General features: G+C 65.3%; 16 protein-coding genes. 7 read left to right on the top strand and 9 right to left on the bottom strand.

Annotated features, from left to right (window positions below; translation table 11 throughout):
• Positions 1–260: 260 nt before the first annotated feature.
• Positions 261–899 carry a transcriptional regulator GfcR gene (gfcR, locus tag HMUK_RS10900; protein ID WP_015763215.1) on the top strand — a complete coding sequence of 213 codons (639 nt, stop codon included), beginning with the start codon at positions 261–263 and terminating at the stop codon, positions 897–899.
• On the opposite strand, the gene HMUK_RS10895 is transcribed toward gfcR, so the two are convergent.
• From HMUK_RS10895 to HMUK_RS10870, 6 genes are all read right to left on the bottom strand, one after another.
• Positions 896–2,554 carry a glycoside hydrolase family 13 protein gene (locus HMUK_RS10895; RefSeq protein WP_015763214.1) on the bottom strand — a complete coding sequence of 553 codons (1,659 nt, stop codon included), beginning with the start codon at positions 2,552–2,554 and terminating at the stop codon, positions 896–898. The two genes, gfcR and HMUK_RS10895, sit on opposite strands and share 4 nt — an antisense overlap.
• A gap of 78 nt (positions 2,555–2,632) precedes the next feature.
• Entirely contained in the window at positions 2,633–3,730 is a 1,098-nt protein-coding gene (locus HMUK_RS10890; RefSeq protein ID WP_015763213.1) for a M24 family metallopeptidase, read from the bottom strand.
• A complete protein-coding gene (locus HMUK_RS10885) occupies positions 3,727–4,842 on the bottom strand; it encodes a Gfo/Idh/MocA family protein (RefSeq protein ID WP_015763212.1) in 1,116 nt (371 codons plus the stop codon). The genes HMUK_RS10890 and HMUK_RS10885 overlap by 4 nt, the downstream gene beginning before the upstream one ends.
• A 68-nt stretch (positions 4,843–4,910) precedes the next feature.
• Positions 4,911–5,633 (bottom strand): TIGR00266 family protein, encoded by a 723-nt coding sequence (locus tag HMUK_RS10880; RefSeq protein WP_015763211.1) that lies wholly within the window; start codon positions 5,631–5,633, stop codon positions 4,911–4,913.
• Between the two features lie 178 nt (positions 5,634–5,811).
• Positions 5,812–6,777, bottom strand: a complete 966-nt coding sequence (locus HMUK_RS10875; RefSeq protein WP_015763210.1) for a sugar phosphate isomerase/epimerase family protein — start codon at positions 6,775–6,777, stop codon at positions 5,812–5,814.
• Positions 6,778–6,836: 59 nt separating this feature from the next.
• Positions 6,837–8,309: a methyl-accepting chemotaxis protein gene (locus tag HMUK_RS10870; RefSeq protein WP_223270949.1), complete on the bottom strand. Its 1,473-nt coding sequence runs from the start codon at positions 8,307–8,309 to the stop codon at positions 6,837–6,839.
• Positions 8,310–8,493: 184 nt separating this feature from the next.
• Here HMUK_RS10870 and HMUK_RS10865 point away from each other — a divergent pair, with 184 nt between their 5' ends.
• The 3 genes from HMUK_RS10865 (at position 8,494) to HMUK_RS10860 (ending at position 11,816) form a co-directional block, all read left to right on the top strand.
• Positions 8,494–9,741, top strand: coding sequence for a mandelate racemase/muconate lactonizing enzyme family protein (locus HMUK_RS10865; protein WP_049940814.1), 1,248 nt, complete (start codon positions 8,494–8,496; stop codon positions 9,739–9,741).
• A gap of 326 nt (positions 9,742–10,067) precedes the next feature.
• Entirely contained in the window at positions 10,068–10,652 is a 585-nt protein-coding gene (locus HMUK_RS17220; protein ID WP_126967098.1) for a hypothetical protein, read from the top strand.
• 207 nt (positions 10,653–10,859) lie between these two features.
• The gene (locus HMUK_RS10860; RefSeq protein WP_015763207.1) at positions 10,860–11,816 is read left to right on the top strand and encodes a 1,4-dihydroxy-2-naphthoyl-CoA synthase; all 957 of its coding nucleotides are present in this window, start codon (positions 10,860–10,862) and stop codon (positions 11,814–11,816) included.
• A 54-nt stretch (positions 11,817–11,870) separates the two neighbouring features.
• Here HMUK_RS10860 and HMUK_RS10855 read toward each other — a convergent pair whose 3' ends face one another.
• A complete protein-coding gene (locus HMUK_RS10855) occupies positions 11,871–12,311 on the bottom strand; it encodes a DoxX family protein (RefSeq protein ID WP_015763206.1) in 441 nt (146 codons plus the stop codon).
• A 212-nt stretch (positions 12,312–12,523) separates the two neighbouring features.
• On the opposite strand from HMUK_RS10855, the gene HMUK_RS10850 reads away from it, so the two are divergent.
• The 3 genes from HMUK_RS10850 to HMUK_RS10840 are packed head-to-tail and all read left to right on the top strand — an operon-like array spanning position 12,524 to position 16,043.
• A complete protein-coding gene (locus HMUK_RS10850; protein WP_015763205.1) occupies positions 12,524–13,474 on the top strand; it encodes a 1,4-dihydroxy-2-naphthoate polyprenyltransferase in 951 nt (316 codons plus the stop codon).
• Positions 13,471–14,508 (top strand): mandelate racemase/muconate lactonizing enzyme family protein, encoded by a 1,038-nt coding sequence (locus HMUK_RS10845; RefSeq protein ID WP_015763204.1) that lies wholly within the window; start codon positions 13,471–13,473, stop codon positions 14,506–14,508. Before HMUK_RS10850 ends, HMUK_RS10845 begins: the two co-directional genes overlap by 4 nt.
• A complete protein-coding gene (locus tag HMUK_RS10840; protein ID WP_015763203.1) occupies positions 14,502–16,043 on the top strand; it encodes a class I adenylate-forming enzyme family protein in 1,542 nt (513 codons plus the stop codon). The genes HMUK_RS10845 and HMUK_RS10840 overlap by 7 nt, the downstream gene beginning before the upstream one ends.
• On the opposite strand, the gene HMUK_RS10835 is transcribed toward HMUK_RS10840, so the two are convergent.
• Together HMUK_RS10835 and dacZ are read right to left on the bottom strand one after the other, a co-directional pair.
• The gene (locus tag HMUK_RS10835; protein WP_015763202.1) at positions 16,040–16,828 is read right to left on the bottom strand and encodes a mechanosensitive ion channel domain-containing protein; all 789 of its coding nucleotides are present in this window, start codon (positions 16,826–16,828) and stop codon (positions 16,040–16,042) included. The two genes, HMUK_RS10840 and HMUK_RS10835, sit on opposite strands and share 4 nt — an antisense overlap.
• Entirely contained in the window at positions 16,828–17,637 is an 810-nt protein-coding gene (gene dacZ / locus HMUK_RS10830) for a diadenylate cyclase DacZ (RefSeq protein ID WP_015763201.1), read from the bottom strand. Before dacZ ends, HMUK_RS10835 begins: the two co-directional genes overlap by 1 nt.
• Positions 17,638–17,656: the final 19 nt, after the last annotated feature.

Below are 17,656 nucleotides of genomic sequence, written 5' to 3'. Positions count from 1 at the left end.
CACGGTGGCTACTACAGAACGGTGGCCGGGTTTGGTGTGGGGGGGGGATAACGGCAGATGTAGTGGGGGGAAAGGGTGTCTGCCTCCGTCGCTCGGGGGGCGAACGACGGTCTGTGTACCCAGCCGTTCTCAGTTAACAGCAGGTGTTGCAAAAGTCTGACGATCGGAGCCGTGAGTGCGGTGACCGTCGTCAGACGTGAGCGTTCCGGGGTCGTCGAGATCCCCCTGGGTATTAATCCCTCCCGGTCAGATGGACCACCATGAAGAACATCGACGATCTGATCGAGAGTGCGGCAGATCTGGCAGAACACGGCCTTTCGAAGGGCGAGATCGCCGACGAGCTGAACGTCTCGCGGGAGACCGCGAGCTGGCTCGTCGAGCAAAGCGGGAGCGGCACCGGCACCGGCTCGACGAGCGAGCCCAACGGCGGCCCGTACGACATCCACGTCGACTGGAGTACGATCGGCAGGGACAGCAGCCGCCTCGCCGCGGTCGGCTCCGCGATGGCCGACCTCCTGCTCAAGCAGGGCGAAGCGGTCGACCTCGTGATGGGGATCGAGAAGGCGGGCGCGCCCCTGGCGACGACTGTCGCCCGCGAACTCGACGCCGACCTGGGGACGTACGCACCCAGCAAGCACCAGTGGGACGACGACAGCGATCAGTCGCTGGACGGCTCGTTCTCCCGGAACTTCGCCCAGATTCGCGGTCGGGACTGCTACGTCGTCGACGACACGATCACCTCCGGAACGACGATGACGGAGACGATCGAGGCGATCCGGAATCAGGGCGGGAACCCGGTCGCCTGTGTCGTCCTGGCCGACAAGCAGGGACTCGGCGACGTGAAGGGCGTCCCGGTGTACTCGCTGCTGCAGGTCATCCGGGTCGGCTCCGAGGACTAGACGCGGTAGACGGCCGCTTCGTAGGGCCGGAGGGTGGCACCCGAGAGGTCCGTCGGAGGCTCGTCGTAGTTCGAGAGGAGACACGCTTCGGGCACCCCGACCGGGAGTTCGACGGACGCCGCGGACCCGGACGTGTTCAGCACGACGACGATGCGATCGTCCTCGCGGCGTCGCTCGTAGGCGTACACCTGTCGGTCGTCCGGCAGCAGGTCGAGGAACTCGCCGTAGATCAGCGTCGGCGTCGACGAGCGCAGGTCGATCAGCTCTCGGTAGTACGACAGGACCGACTCCGGATCGGCTCGCTCGCGTTCGACGTTGACCGTGGAGTAGTTGGGGTTCGCGTCGATCCAGGGCTCGCCGTCGGTAAAGCCCGCGTGGTCGTCGTCGGACCACTGCATCGGCGTCCGCGCGTTGTCGCGGGTGCGGTACTCGACGATCGACCTGACCGCGTCGTACTCGCAGTCGCGCGCTGCCATCAGCTCGCGAGCGTGGTTGATCGCGTCCACGTCACGGAGATCGTCGATCGTCGGAAACGGCGCGTTCGTCATCCCGAGCTCCTGGCCCTGGTAGACGAACGGCGTGCCCCGGAGCGTGAGCACGAACGTCCCCAGCATCGTGGCCGACTCCCGGCGGTACTCGTCGGGATCGCCGTAGCGAGAGACGACGCGGGGCTGGTCGTGGTTCTCCCAGTAGAGCGCGTTCCAGCCGTCCTCGGCGAGTTCGGTCTGCCAGCGGTCCGTGATCGCCTTGAGCTCGGTCAGGTCCCACTCGCCGACCGACCAACGCCCGTCCGGTCCGTAGTCGAGTTTCGTGTGCTGGAAGTGAAAGGCCAGGTCCAGCGGGCCGTCGGCCCCCGCGTAGGTCCGTGCCTGCTCGACGGTCAACTGGGGCATCTCCCCGACGGTCAGCCCGTCGTAGTTCGACAGGACCCGCTCTTCGAGTTCCACGAGGTAGTCGAGCAGTTCGGGTCCGTCGACGAAGTGCTCGGAGCCGACCCACTCGCTGTCGGGGTCGCCGTCGGGGAGCCCCTCGGCCTTCGAGAGGAGGTTGATCACGTCCATGCGGAAGCCGTCGATCCCCTGCTGGAACCACCAGTCGACGATCTCGTAGACCGCTTCGCGAACGGCTTCGTTGGCCCAGTTCAGGTCCGGCTGGCTCGTGTCGTAGAGGTGGAGATACTGCTCGTCCCTGACCGCGTCGCGTTCCCACGCCGATCCGCCGAAAAAGGAGTCCCAGTTGTTGGGCGGCTCGCCGTCTTCGGTCTCTCGCCAGTGGTAGAAGTCCTCGTACTCCGGATCGCCGCGTCGCGATCGCTGGAACCACTCGTGGTCGACCGACGTGTGGTTGACGACGAGATCCATCACGAGGCGCATGTCGCGGGCGTGGATCTCGTCGAGCAGTCGACGCCAGGTGTCCATGTCGCCGAACGTCTCGTCGATCGACCGATAGTCGCTGATGTCGTAGCCGTTGTCACGCTGGGGAGAGTCGTAGACGGGGTTGAGCCAGATGACGTCGACGCCGAGATCGGCGACGTAGTCCAGTTTCTCGATGACGCCCTGTAGGTCACCGATCCCGTCGCCGTCCGCGTCGTAGAAGCTTCGGGGGTAGATCTGGTAGACGACCGCCTCCTTCCACCAGGTGCGTTCCTGTGCCATATCAAGACGACTGGAGAGGGGGTACTTAGACGTTTGCAATAGATACAACAGTGGTTGTAAAAGAATGTCGGCCCGGAGCTACAAGTGGAGCACGTCGTGGCGGTCGAGCGTCAGGTCGGTCCCGACGGCCGAGACCGTCGTCCGGGGCCACTCACCGGTCACCGAGATGGGCTCGACGCTCTCGTCGGTCACCAGATGCGTGTCCTCGCTCTTTGCTCCCTGGACCGTCGGGTTCCACGAGTACGCCATCGGCAGGTGGACCGGTGCGTCGTGGGTGGGCGTCGCGATCCACTCGCGACCGGCGAAGCCGGCCGCACCGCCCTGGTGGTGGTTCTCCCACTCGCCTGCCCAGCCAAGCTGGGCGTAGGCGTCCTGGACGGCCGCGAACACGTCGCCGGCAGTCCCACTCTCGCGGCCGACGCGCCGGGTCGCCGCCAGCGCCGTGGTCTCGACGCGGGCGGCGTCTTCGGTCCGTTCGGCCAGCCATTCCGGCGCGTCGAACGCGATCGTCCGGGAGGTGCTGACGAACAGGCCGTCTCGCATCGCCGTGATGCTCGCCAGCGCGTAGTCACCCAGTTCCGTGTCCGTCGACGTGTAGTGTCGGTACGCCGGTGCGCGCTCGCTCCCACCGACGAGCACGACGGGAGCCCAGATGCCCTCCGCTTCGAGTTCGCGGTGGATGTCGGCCGTGACCGCCCGTTCGGTCGCGTCGCTACTGGCCTCGCGCAGGACGCTCTCGAACGCCCTCGTCGCGTCGACGGCCAGCGAACGGTACTGCTCGATCTGGTCGGCCGTCAGGGGCTGTCGCAGATCGCGCGCTTCGACGGTGTCGAACCCCTCGACCTCGAAGTCGGCGGCCGCGGGGGTCGGGCTGTGTGCGCGGATCGCCTCGGCGACGCCGTCCTCGTACCACTGGACGGTCTCGACGGGCACGTCACCGACCTCCTCGTCGATCAGCCGCTGGCCCTCGATGTTGTTCGTCACGACGGTCCGCTCGTCGCCGTCGTAGCCCACCGCGGCGACCCCGATGTCGGTCGCGCGATCGACGACGTTGTTCCCGCCGCCGGTGAGCCACGCGAAGGAGTTCGGCCGCGCGAACCAGACCGCTTCGAGTCCCTCCCGTTCGAGGTAGTCGTCCAGCCGATCCAGCAGCGGTGCGACGGTCACGTCGGTCATTCGACGCTCACCCACTCCCCGAGCTCGTCGCTGCGCTCGATCGCGTCGAGGACCCGCTGGGCGCGGAGCCCGTCCTCGAAGCTCGGTTCGTAGTCGGTGCCGTCCCGGACGGCGGTGAGGAACTCGTAGTTCTCGTGGACGAAGGTGTGTTCCCAGCCGATGACGTGACCCGGCGGCCACCAGTGCTCGACGTAGGGGTCGTCGGCGTCAGTCACCAGGATCGTCTCGAAGCCGCGATTGTCCCCGCGTTTGAGCTCCAGTTCGTTGAGCCGTTCGAGAGAGAACCGCAGGCTGCCCTCCGAGCCCTCGATCTCGATCGTGTGGTCGTTCTTGTGACCGTTCGAGAAGCGCGAGCCCTCCAGCGTGCCCATCGCGCCCGACTCGAACTCGACCTGGGCGCTGTAAGCGTCGTCGACGGTGACCGGACGAGTCTCGCCCTCGCTTGCTTCGACCGGGCGCTCGTCGACGAACGTCCGGAGGTGTCCGCTGAGCCGTTCGATGTCGCCCGCGGTGTCGCCGAGCAGGAAGTGCGCGAGGTCGACGGTGTGGGCACCGAGATCGCCCAGCGCGCCGCTGCCGGCCATCTCCGCGTCGTTGCGCCAGCTCCAGGGGGCCTCGGGATCGACGAGCCAGTCCTGGAGATAGCGTCCGCGGAAGTGGTGGATCTCGCCGAGTTCGCCGTCGTCGATCAGGTTCCGCGCGTACTGGAGTGCCGGTACGAACCGGTAGTTGAAGGCCGTGCCGGCGGTGACGCCCGCTTCGCTGGCGGCGTCGGCCATCTCCTCGGCCCCGGCGAGCGTGGGCGCGAGGGGCTTCTCACAGAGGACCGGCGTGCCCGCTTCCAGTGCCGCGATCGAGGGCTCGGCGTGGACGTGGTTCGGTCCGAGGTTGTAGAACGCGTCGACCTCGTCGACGACCTCGCGCCAGTCAGTGGCGGTCCGGTCGAAGCCGAGCGTGTCGGCGGCGTCCGCGAGCGCCGCCTCGTCGCGGCCCACCAGCACGTCTCGATTCGTCTGCGGTGCGTCCTCGAAGAACATGGGCAGGCGGTCGAGCGCGTTCGAGTGGGCCTTGCCCATGAACCGATAGCCCAGAATGCCGATGTCGAGTGTCACACTCGGGGGTTCGCCCCCTGGCCAGTATAGTTCTTGTCCTCGGACACGCCAGCGGGCGACGACGAGAGTTACAGGAAGTCGTCGACGTCGACGCCGCTGTCGCTGTTGCCGCCGCCACTGTCACCGCCGGGGAGCAGCTCCGCGACCGCCGAGGCGAAGGCGTTGAGTCCGCGGGTCTGGTACCAGACCGTCCCCGGTCCGGTGAACTCGAAGACGAGTCCCTCACCGCTGAGCAGCGTCGACTTGACCCCGTCCGGGCGACGGGCGTCGAAGTCGACGGAGCCGTCCCAGGCGACGACGTTCTCGTTGTCGACGTGGTAGGTCTCGCCGGCCCCGAGCTCGATCGATTCGAGACCGCCGAAGGCCTCGACGAAGACGGTGCCGGTGCCTTCGAGGGTCAGCGGCGTGATGCTGGCCCCGGCGAGCATCGACTTGAGGCCGCCGAACTCGGTCTCGATCGAGATCGACGGCTCGGAAGCCAGCCACGCGCCGTCGACCGCGTAGATGGTCTCGTCGGACAGCTCGTACTGCATCACGTCGCCGGGCGTGGGCGGGGCGAGCGTGACCGTGCCGGTGCCACCCTCCGCGGTGAACTCGTTGGCGAAGAAGGACTCGCCGCCGAGCATCGACTTCGCGGAGCTGAGTAGCCCCTCGTTGCTCGTCGTCGTGTCCATCGAAATGTTGGAGGAGTGGGTCGTCATCGCACCGGGCTCGGCGAGGATCGTCTCGCCGCTGCCGAGTTCGACGACGACGTGCGTGTAGGACGGGCGGTGTGTGAGTTCGAACTCCATCGTATCACCTGCGCCGGGGTTCACAGAGCGCTCCAATAAGCGTGGCGCTGATACGGTTTCTTGTAGTTGCTTACCGGTGATCGTCTACTCCGTGGCGACGATCACCGGTAAATCGCTACAATAATCCGTATGAAAGAAACCCCCAGCGACCGCTGGCCAACGCCGGAGCAGCGACAGCCTACACCCAGTGGGCCTCGCCGGGCGTCGTCTCGAAGATCACGTCGTCGAGGAGGTCGACGGCTTTCTCCAGGCCCTCGTTGGCGGAGGTCAGCGAGTCCTCGTGTTCGATCGAGAGCGCGCCGTCGTAGCCCACCATCCGGAGCGTCGAAACTACGTCGCGCCAGTGGTCTTCACCGTGGCCGTAGCCGACCGAGCGGAACAGCCACGAGCGCTCCAGCTCGTCGGTGTAGGCTGTCGTGTCGAGCACGCCCCGCGTGCGGGCGCGCTCCTCGTAGACTTTCGTGTCCTTGGCGTGGAAGTGGTGGATGGCGTCGCGTTCGCCCAGCAGTCGGATCGCGTCCGTGATCGAGATTCCCTGCCAGTACAGGTGTGAGGGGTCGAAGTTCGCGCCGACGTGCTCGTTGGTCATCTCGCGCAGGTCCAGCAGTCCGTGGGGCTCGTAGACGAGCATGTTGGGGTGCATCTCGATGGCGATCTGCACGTCGTGGTCGGCCGCGTGCTCGGCCAGATCCGACCAGTAGTCGACGGCCAGTTCCCACTGGTACGCCAGGGCCTCGGCGTGTTCGTTGGGCCACGGCGCGGTGATCCAGTTGGGGACCGTGCCGGCGTCGCTCCCCGCCGGCAGCCCGGAGAAACACGTCACGGCGTCGACGCCGAGCTGGTCGGCCAGCGTGATCGCCTCGCGGAGTTCGGTGTCGGCGCGGGCCGCGCGCTCGTCGTCCGGGTGGAGCGGGTTGTTGTGCGTCGCGAGCGCGCTGACTCGCATCTCGTACTCGTCGAGCAGGGCGTGCAGTTCGGCCTGTGCGTCCTCGTCGTCGAGGTACCGCTCGCGTGGCAGGTGGTCGTCGCCGGGGAAGCCCCCACAGCCGAGCTCGACGGCGTCGACGCCGACGCCGTCGAGATAGGAGAGTGCGTCTTCGAGAGACTGGTCACCAAGCGGGACGGTGAGTACACCTACGTCCATGAACGAGTTTACAATGGTCGTTGTAATAAAACCATGGCGGCGGGGTCACGCGGCCGGCGTCACTCCTCGATGGAGTAGCGATCGAACAGCGTCGAGAGCTGCTGAGAGCGCATGGACAGCATCTTGACGTTGACGTACATCTCGCCGAGCGCGAGGTTCTGCTCTTCGGCGACGGCGGCGACGTGTTCGGCCTCTTCGACGTTCTCGCGGGACGTTTCGGCGGCGTCGTCGGCGATGGACGCGACCTCTTCCGAGCTGGCGGCCTGGTCGTCGGACGCGTCGCTGATCTCCTTGACGCCGCTGGAGGTCCGCTGGACGTGCTCCATGATCGACTCCAGCGATTCGAGGTTCTGCTCGACGGTCGTCCGCCCCTTCTCGACGGAGCCCTGCATCGCCTGGATCTCGTCGGCCGCCTGCTCGGTCTGGTCCTGAATCTCGTCCATCAGGCTCTCGATCTGGTTGGTCGCGTCTTTGGTCTGTTCTGCCAGGGACTTGACCTCGTCTGCGACGACGCCGAACCCGTTGTTGTTCGCTCCCGAAGAGGCGTGTGCGGCCTCGATCGAGGCGTTCAGTGCGAGGATGTTGGTCTGCTCGGCGATGTCGTCGATGAGGTCGACGATCTGGCCGACCTCGTCCATCTGATCGTTGAGCTCCTCGATCGACTCGACCACGTCCTCCGTTCGCTCCGTGGTCTCGTCCATCGCTTCCCGGGCCTCGCGCCCGGACTCGATCCCCTCGACGGTGCGCTTTTCGGTCTTGTCGGCCATCTCGGCGACCTCGTTCGAGGAGGCCGCGATCTCCTCGATCGTGGCCGACATCTCGCCCATCTCGTCGCTGATCTGTGAGATCTGCTCGTGTTGTTCGTAGAATACGTCGGCGATCTCCTGGACCGACTCCGCGACGTTGCTGCTCGCGTCCTTGACCGCCTGCGTCGCCGCGGTGACCTGCTCGCTGGAGCCGGCCACGTCTCCGGCGAAGTCGCCGCCGGCACGGATCGTCTGCTCGAACGTCTGGGCCATCTCGTTGTACTCCACCCCCAGTTCGTTCAGCGCGTCCGACGGCGTATCCGTCGCCATTCGCTGTCCGAGCCGCCCCTCACTGGCGGCGTCGAGGATCTCGCAGCTGCGGGCGATGTAATCGTCCAGTTCTTCGATCGTCGCGGCGTTCTGTGCGGCGACGCCGCCGTCGGGCGTAGCGGCCGCCTCGCCCGCGGTCTCTGGAAGCGAGGAGCGAGCCGTTTCGAGCTCGTCTCGGATCGACTGTAGCTCCGCTTCGAGCGTCGACCGGCGTGATTCGATCGCCTCCGTTTCGGCCCTGAGAGCCTCGACCTCGTCGGTCAGATCGTGCAGCCGTCCGGACAGTTGCCGGACGGAGTAGACGCCACCCCCGCCGGCAGCGACGACGCCAAGCACCGCCAGTGGGACGTACAGACCGCTCGGTGCGACGGCGGCGAGGAGTATCTGATACAGTGCGTGACAGAACTGTCCGCCGATGGCGAATGCAACACCCCGTTTCGAAGTGAGTTCGTTCATCATGGGTAACACGTTTTCGAGAGGGTTCCCTCGGCCCGACACATGGTCTTGTGTCACATACATCGTGGAGTATAAAGTGATGTACGGTCCCATTTCAGGTGCTGATAATTCAGCTGGCTGTCGGCGTGGACGGTGGGGAAACTCGATGGAATATCTTTTTAGGGGTCAGTCGGAACGTTCGGACATGGGAAACGACATCGATTACGCGGATCTGCACGACCCGAACGCGGAGTACACGATGCGAGAGCTGTCCGCCGAGACGATGGGCGTCACCGCCAAACGCGGCGGCGGCCGTGACGTCGAGATCACGGACGTTCAGACGACGATGGTCGACGGCAACTTCCCGTGGACGCTCGTGCGTATCTACACCGACGCGGGCGTCGTCGGCACCGGTGAGGCCTACTGGGGAGCCGGCGTGCCGGAGCTCATCGAACGGATGAAGCCCTTCGTCATCGGCGAAAACCCGCTGGACATCGACCGCCTCTACGAGCACCTCATTCAGAAGATGTCCGGCGAGGGCTCCGTCGAAGGTATCACCGTCACGGCCATCGCCGGGATCGAGATCGCGCTGCACGACCTCGCCGGCAAGATCCTCGAAGTGCCCGCGTACCAGCTGCTGGGCGGGAAGTACCGAGACGAAGTGCGCGTCTACTGTGACTGTCACACCGAGGAAGAGGCAGACCCGGACGCCTGTGCCGACGAGGCCCGCCGCGTCGTCGACGAACTCGGGTACGACGCCCTGAAGTTCGACCTCGACGTGCCCAGCGGCCTGGAGAAAGACCGCGCCAACCGCCACCTCCGGCCGGGCGAGATCCGCCACAAGGCCGAGATCGTCGAGAAGGTCACCGAGGAAGTCAAAGACGAGGCCGACGTGGCCTTCGACTGCCACTGGACGTTCTCCGGTGGCTCCGGCAAGCGACTGGCCGACGCCATCGAGGAGTACGACGTGTGGTGGCTCGAAGACCCCGTCCCGCCGGAGAACCTCGAAGTTCAGGAAGAGGTCACCAAGTCCACGAAGACGCCGATCACCGTCGGTGAGAACCGCTATCGAGTCACCGAGGAACGCCGCCTGATCGAGAACCAGGCCGTCGACATCATCGCGCCCGACCTCCCGAAGGTCGGCGGCATGCGCGAGACCCAGAAGATCGCCGACGCGGCCAACCAGTACTACATCCCCGTCGCGATGCACAACGTCTCCTCCCCGATCGCGACGATGGCGAGCGCCCACGTGGGCACCGCCATCCCGAACTCCCTGGCCGTCGAGTACCACAGCTACGAGCTTGGCTGGTGGGAGGAGCTGGTCGAGGAGTCCGTCATCGAGAACGGCTACATCGAGATCCCCGAAGAGCCCGGCCTCGGCCTCACGCTGGACATGGACGCCGTCGAGGAACACATGGTCGACGGCGAGACGCTGTTCGATCCGGCTGAGTAAGCCGGATCGAGCCGGCGAATCTTCGATTCGACTCGTTCGACGAAGCGTAACGAAGTGGAGCTTCGTCGTGCTGGATAGACGAACGGAGTGAGTCTATCGGTGTTCGATCCGGCTGAGTAAGCCGGATCGAGCCGGCGAATCTTCGATTCGACTCGTTCGACGAAGTATAAACTGAAACCAAACTCGGCAAACATCCAGCACCGAGAAGATAAAATCAAATAAGTACGTCAGTTACTCTACCCCTTTCGAGCTATTACCATGGCTGCCATTTTGTTGATAGTAGAGCATAAAGAAAATATATATGAATTTGGAGTGTTGGCTTTGGTATGGACCGAAGGAAGTTCGTAGCCCAAATTTGTACAGGAAGTGTCCTTATTTCAGGATGTATATCTACAAATAATACTCCGAGTATGAGGGACAATACACCAATCAAAGATACTGACCGAGGTACAAACGCAGACAATAATGGGACTCCAAACTGCTCGGAAGTTGACCGGTTTGAGCGCGTTGATAATGTTGTGTATTCAGAACACAATGGTTTGCAAATTCAATCGAACAGAGATAGTGTAAGCCTAGGAGATGATATAGCTATATCACTCGTAAACATAAGCAATTCTGAGAAAGGAACTGGGCATAATGGGAAATATACAATAGAAAAGAAAATAGGCTCAGAGTGGCATCCGATTTACGAATCCAAAGAGCAAATTCTATGGACAAGTGTAGAAAAGATTCACAAGCCAGGCAGTGGTTTTACATGGGAATTCAATCTATCCAGGGAAGGCATGAAACATAGTATGGATGGCCTGACTCTTTGTCAGAATATAATTAAAGGTACATACAGATTTATTTACTTCGGTATCAATGAAGAGAGGAGAGTTCAAGCAATTGCTGAGGAATTTACTGTTGAATAGAGAATAATAACCATTGAATGTGTATTAAGTGAACAACTATTGGAAACATCGCAGCTCAATTGGTAAGTATAGATCTATATTTGGTCTATATAATTCTGTCGAATGCACTCACTCGGCTTGATGACTCAGAGGTGAGTGAGTACCTATCGAAGTAATCATTCCCGCAGTCACGTTATCTACTTAAGTCGACAAACCGCACGTTGGGTCATGGTTTCGGAGTTGTTCGACCCCGACGCGTGGGCCGAGATCGACCGCTACGACTTCTCGGACATCACCTACCACCGGGCGAGAGAGACCGGCGCGGTTCGCATCGCCTTCGATCGCCCCGAGGTGCGCAACGCCTTCCGCCCAGAGACGGTCGACGAACTCTCGACGGCGCTGGATCACGCCAAGCGCCTGACCGACGTGGGCTGTGTCCTCTTGACGGGCAATGGCCCCTCGCCCAAAGACGGCGGCTGGGCGTTCTGCTCGGGCGGCGACCAGTCGATCCGTGGTGAGTCTGGCTACGAGTACAAAGCGGACGAAGATATCGGGAGCGAGGACGCCGTCGGCAGCGACGCGACCGACGAGCCCTCGCTCGATGGGTCTCGCGAGGACGCACCCGACAACGTCGGCCGCCTCCACATCCTCGAAGTGCAGCGCCAGATTCGCCACATCCCCAAACCCGTCGTCGCCGTCGTCCCGGGGTGGGCCGTCGGCGGCGGCCACTCGCTGCACGTCGTCTGTGACATGACCATCGCCAGCGCCGACCACGCGAAGTTCCTCCAGACGGATCCCGACGTGGGGAGTTTCGACGGCGGCTTCGGCTCGGCGTATCTCGCCAAGCAGGTCGGCCAGAAGAAGGCGCGCGAGGTGTTCTTCCTCGGGAAAACCTACGACGCCGCGGAGGCGGCCGACATGGGGATGGTCAACGAGGCCGTCCCCCACGAGGAACTGGAGGCGACGGCACTGGAGTGGGCCGAACGGATGAACGGTAAGTCACCGACTGCGATGCGAATGCTGAAGTACGGCTTTAACGCGACCGACGACGGGATGGTCGGCCAGCAGGTGTTCGCCGGTGAGGCGACGCGGCTGGCGTACATGACCGACGAAGCCCAGGAGGGGCGGGACGCGTTCAACGAGGGACGGGACCCGGACTTCGACGACTATCCCTGGCACTACTGATACTGTCGGCTGTCCATCTGTGACCGATTTCGCCACCCGACGCGAGCCAGCGATCTAGAACAGCGCCAGCCCGACGCTGTAGGGCCAGGCGATCGCACCGAGGGCTGCGAACGCGAACGCGCCGCCGGCACCGAACAGGTTCTTCAGGAAGCTCGTCATCTCGTTTTGCCGTTCTTCGGGGTCGTCCATCGACCAGAAGTCGTGCATCGCGACGCCCGACAGCAGCAAGAACAGCCCGAGCGCGAAGCCCGACAGCACCGGGAACGCGCCGACGGCGATCCCCGCCCCCGCGAACAGGAGCAGGCCGCCCGAACCGACGACGGAGAGCTTCGGGGCCGGCAGGCCCTTGAACTGGGCGTAACCGACCATGTCCGCCGTGTTCGTGAAGTGGTTCATCCCCATGAACGCGAGGACGCCGCCAAAGAGGAGGCGTGCGAGCAAGAACAGCTCGCCACTGCCGGCGCTGGCGAAGAGCTCCGACTGAAGCGGGATCATGCGACCACCCTGCATCGACGTTTCGTGAAGTTATCTACTTTCATCACGTTACCAGCTACGCCGGTGCCGCATATATCGATTTGGCGACATTGCAGTTACCGGGTGACATCCGTGTCACGGGGGCGTCCCACCGCGACGCCGCGTCCGATCGTGTCGCTCCCGACCCGGGCGAACCGCAGTCGCTTTGGGCCTCCCAGCCCGAATACGGAGCAATGAGTACGGCGACGGCGGACGTGTCCAAACGGAGAGCCTGGGTGATGGCCGCCCGCCCGCAGACGTTGCCGGCCGGTTCGGCACCCGTGATCGTCGGGGCCGGACTGGCACTCCACGACGGCGTGTTCGCGCCGCTTCCGTGGCTGGCAGCGCTGGCGGGGGCGTTGCTCCTCCAGATCGGGACGAACTTCGCGAACGACTACTACGACGCGGTCAACGGCGCAGATACGGACGACCGGGAGGGCTTTACGCGAGTGACCGCGGGCGGTCTCATCCCCGCCCAACAGGTCAAGTACGCGATGGCCGCCGCGTACGGATTCGCGGTGGTCGTCGGCGTCTACCTCGTCGCGGTCGGTGGCGTGCCGATCCTCGTCGTCGGCCTGACGAGCATCGCCGCCGGGATCCTCTACACCGGCGGGCCCTACCCCTACGGCTATCGCGGACTGGGAGACCTGTTCGTGTTCGTCTACTTCGGCGTCGTGGCCGTCACCGGTACCTACTACGTCCAGGCGGTGGCCACCAGCGACGCCGGCCTGTTCCCGACGTGGCTCCCCTCGGAGATCGGCCTCGCGACGGCGGTGGTGGCCAGCCTCCCCGCCGCGGGCCTCTCGACGGCGATCCTCGTCGTGAACAACGTCCGCGACCGCGAGACCGACGCCGAGGCCGGCAAGCGAACGCTCGCCGTCATGTTCGGCTACCGCTTCAGCCGACTGGAGTTCCTGGCGCTCGTGGGGATGGCCTACGTCGTCCCGATCGGCTTCGCTCTCGACGGCGCGTTCGGTCTCCCGGCGCTGGCCCCGCTCCTCTCGCTGCCGCTTGCGGTCTCCGTGTCGAAGACGGTCCTGCGTCGCACCGACGGAGAGGCGCTCAATCCGGCCCTCGAACGGGTCGGCCAGACGGTGTTCGCCCACTCGGTACTGTTCGCCCTCGGCCTCGCACTGACAGCATGACACTGAACCGATTTACGCTCCCGCTCGCGACGCCGCTGTCGACTGCCCACGGCCGGATCGAGTCCCGAGAGGGATTCGTCGTCGGGTTCGAGCACCGCGGAGCGGTCGGCGTCGGCGAGGCGACGCCGTTGCCCGGCTGGACGGAGTCACTCGACGACTGTGAGGCGGCGCTGACGACGGCACTGGAGACCTACGCGGAGCGTGGCCACAGCGCGGCGTTGCTGGAACTGGACGCGGCGACGGTGCCGGCGGCGCGCCACGGCATCGCGACGGCGTTGCTCGACGCCGACGCCCGCGCCGACGGCGTGGCCCTCGCTCGGTGGTTCGATCCGGACGCCGAGACCGGTTCGGTGCCGGTGAACGCGACGGTCGGCGACGAGAGCGTCGCAGAGACGACGCGGGCGGCCAGAGCGGCAGTCGACGACGGGTTCGACTGCCTGAAGCTGAAAGCCGGCGTACGCTCGGTCGAAGACGACGTCGAGCGCGTGCGGTCGGTCCGTGCTGCCGTCGGAGACGACGTGACGATCAGAGTCGACGCCAACGGCGCGTGGGACCGAGACAGCGCCCGGCGGGCGTTCGAGGCGTTCGCCCCGCTGGGCGTCTCCTACGTCGAGCAGCCGCTGCCGGCCACCGATCTCGACGGCCACGCAGCCCTCGGGAACGAGGCCGTCGGCGTTGCCATCGACGAGGGCTTTTGCGAGCACACGGCGGCCGAGGTGCTGGCCGCCGACGTCGACGCCGTGATCCTCAAGCCGATGGTGCTTGGCGGCCCCGGCAACGCCCACACGATCGCGATGCGGGCCCGAGAGTCGGGTATCGAGCCGGTGGTGACGACGACGATCGACGCCGCCGTCGCGCGGGCGGCGGCGGTCCACGTCGCGGCCGCGATTCCGGCCGTCGACCCCTGCGGGCTCGCGACCGCCGACGCGCTCGCGGACGACCTGACGGACGATCCGGCCCCGGTGAGCGACGGCCGCATCGCCGTCCCGGACGGCGACGGCCTCGGCGTCGATCCCGAGGAGGTCGGATGGTGACGCTGCCCGAGCCCGAGGAGTGGCCAGTCGAGAACCCGCTCCCCGAACGGTCGAACGACCTATTGTGCGAGCGTGCCAGCGCGACCCCCGACGCGACGGCACTGATCGACACGGACGGCGGGGACACGTGGACCTACGCGGAGTTCGACAGCCGAGTCGAGGCGTGGCGTGGCGGGCTGGCGACGCTGGTCGACGAGCCAGCGCCCCGGATCGGGCTCGTACTCCCGACGGGACCGGCGTTCGCGACGGCGCTGTTCGCGATCGCCCGCCGGAACGGTGTCGCGGTGCCCCTGAACGTCCGCGAGGCGACCGAGACCGTCGCCCGCCAGGCCACCACGGCAGGTGTCGACGCGGTGCTCTGTTCGCCCGCCACCGAGTCGACGGCCCGTGCGGTCGCCCCTCCGGAGGCCACCGTCTGTTCGATCGGAGAGCCGTCGGCCGGAGACGTACGACGCCTCGAACCGACCGAGCCCGCCGGGTCGCCCGCCGAAGCAGACGCCGGTACCGACCGGCTCGTCCTCTTTACCTCCGGAACGACCGGCACGCCGAAGGGGGTCCGGCTGACGCGGGGGAACCTCATCGCCAGCGCCGTCGGCTCGGCCCACCGACTCGGCGTCTCTGCGAGCGACCGCTGGCTCGTCTGTCTGCCGATGTATCACATGGGCGGACTGGCTCCGCTCGTCCGCTCGACGCTGTACGGCACCACGACGGTGCTACAGCGGTCGTTCGACCCGGCCGAGACCGCACGCGTCCTCGGGGCGGCGTCGATCACCGGCGTCTCGCTGGTCCCGACGATGCTCACGCGGCTCCTCGACGAGGGGTGGCGGCCGGCCGACGGGCTCCGGTTCGTCCTGCTGGGCGGGGCTCCCGCACGGCCGGCGCTGATCGAGCGTTGCAGGGACGCCGAGGTGCCGGTGTACCCCACCTACGGAACGACGGAAACGGCGTCACAGATCACGACCGCGACGCCGTCAGAGGCCTTCGACCAGCCCGAGACCGTCGGGCGACCGCTGGACGGCACGACCGTCACCGTCCTGAACGACGGCGATGCGTGCCGGCCCGGTGAAGTGGGCGAGCTGGTCGTCTCGGGACCGACAGTGACGCCGGGCTACCTCGACGAGAGCCAGACGGCAGACGCCTTCGACGAGCGGGGGTTCCGGACGGGTGATCTGGGCTACCGCGACGACGACGGTCGCTGTTTCGTCGTCGGCCGCGTCGACGACATGATCGTGACGGGCGGCGAGAACGTCCGGCCGGCACGCGTCGCACGCACCATCGAGCGACTGCCGGCCGTCGAAACCGCGGCGGTCGTCGGCGTCCCGGACGAGGAGTGGGGCCAGCGCGTGGCCGCAGCAGTCGTCCCCGTGACGGACGAACTCACGGCCCCTGCGGTGATCGAGGCAGTCGCAGACGATCTCGCGGACTTCGCCGTCCCGAAGACCGTCACGCTGGTCGATGCGCTACCCAGGACACAGTCGGGGACGGTCGACAGACAGCAGCTGCGTGACCTGCTCGGCCGGTCGGAAAACGACTAGCCGCGGATCCGGACGATCCCGCCAGCGAACACCTGATCGTTGGGGACGACGTACTCCTCGCCCTCGCTCTCGATATGGGTGACGAAGACGTCGACCTCCTGGACGATGCCCTGCTGGCCCTGGATGCGGACCTCGTCGCCGATGCTGTACGGCTGGCTGAGGACGAGATACACGCCCGCAGCCCCGGCCGACAGCAGCTGTTTGAACGCCAGTCCACCGAGGAACACGAGACCGAACGCGTAGGCGGCGAGCAGGATCAACAGCGCCTCCGTCGCGACCCCGAGCTGGCCGAGCGCGACGAGTCCGGCCAGAAAGATGATGCTGTACTTGACCAGTTCGGGGAGCAGTTCCGCCTCCGGTAGCTTGATGCTCCGGAACTTCTCGCCGACCGAGAGCTTCGCCTTGTCTCCGGCGATGAGCCCGATCATGAGGGCAAACAGCGCCACGAAGAGATTCGGCAGGTAGGCGACGAACGGTGACCACAGCGACACGTCCCGGAACCGCTGTGAGACGGCCCCGGCGAGCAGCATCGCGCCGATGTAGATCGAGATGCCGACGAGGGTGGCGATCAGCCCGACGGTCGACGTTCCGAACCGCTGGGCCGTCCGCTCGAACGCCGTCCCCTCGACGGCCTCGTCGATGCCGGCGTCGCTGAGGAAGTAGTGCATGTACCGCCACGAGAGATACGCCAGTAACACCCCGAGGACGAGGATACTGATCGCGACCGCCGTCACGGCTTCACGCGAGAACAGACTGCGGACGATCGCCGGCCAGTCCAACTGCATCAGTACTCCTCCGGATCGACCTCGAGTATCAACTCACCGCTCTTGAACGCCCGGACGAGTCCGTCACTCTCAGAGAGGACGATGGCGATGGCGTTGGTGTCTCTGGTGACGGCACCGGCGGCCATGTGGCGAGCGCCCAGCCCCTTCGGAATGTCGACCCCCTCTGCGGACGGTTCGAGGTACCGGTAGGCCGAGACGATCTTGCCGCCGTCCGAGATGACGAAGGCACCGTCGAGCCGGGAGAACTCCTTGAGCATCACGTTGACGATCGGATCGCCGACGTGGACGTGGGACTTCTCGAAGGGATTGTACGACAGCGGGCGGGACTTGTTCATCACCTTGCCGGCGTCGCCGACGACGAACAGCGCGCCCACCGGCTTTCCCTTCTGTCCTTTCTTCCCGAGTTCGATCGCCACGTCCAGTACGTCGTTGATGACCGACGGCTCCGCTCGGGAGTTGACGAACAGCCCGTAGACGCCGGAGGGGGAAAACTCGGCGACCTGGACGCGAACGATCGAATCCGGCGTGTCGTCGAACACGTCACCGATACAGACCACGTCGGCGTCTTCCTCGACGTACTCCTGTTCGAGCGCACCTTCGACACCGAAGCGAATCCGGTCGGCCATGTTGGTGAACTCCAGGGGCAACTCGACGAACGTCTCCGCGTCGACCGTGTTTTCCGGAGCGATCACCACGACCTCGGTGTCGTCGTCCTCGAACGACTGGTACAGCGACGCGCTCGGAGAGAACAGAAACACCGCGTCGGTGTCGGCGACGATGTCGTCGAGGAACTCGCGCAACGCGCTCATCATTTTCCTTTTGCTGGGG

It is taken from the genome of Halomicrobium mukohataei DSM 12286, assembly GCF_000023965.1.
Lineage (GTDB): Archaea > Halobacteriota > Halobacteria > Halobacteriales > Haloarculaceae > Halomicrobium > Halomicrobium mukohataei.
Note: the sequence above shows the minus strand (reverse complement) of the source record. Positions and strands in the feature narration are given on the sequence as shown.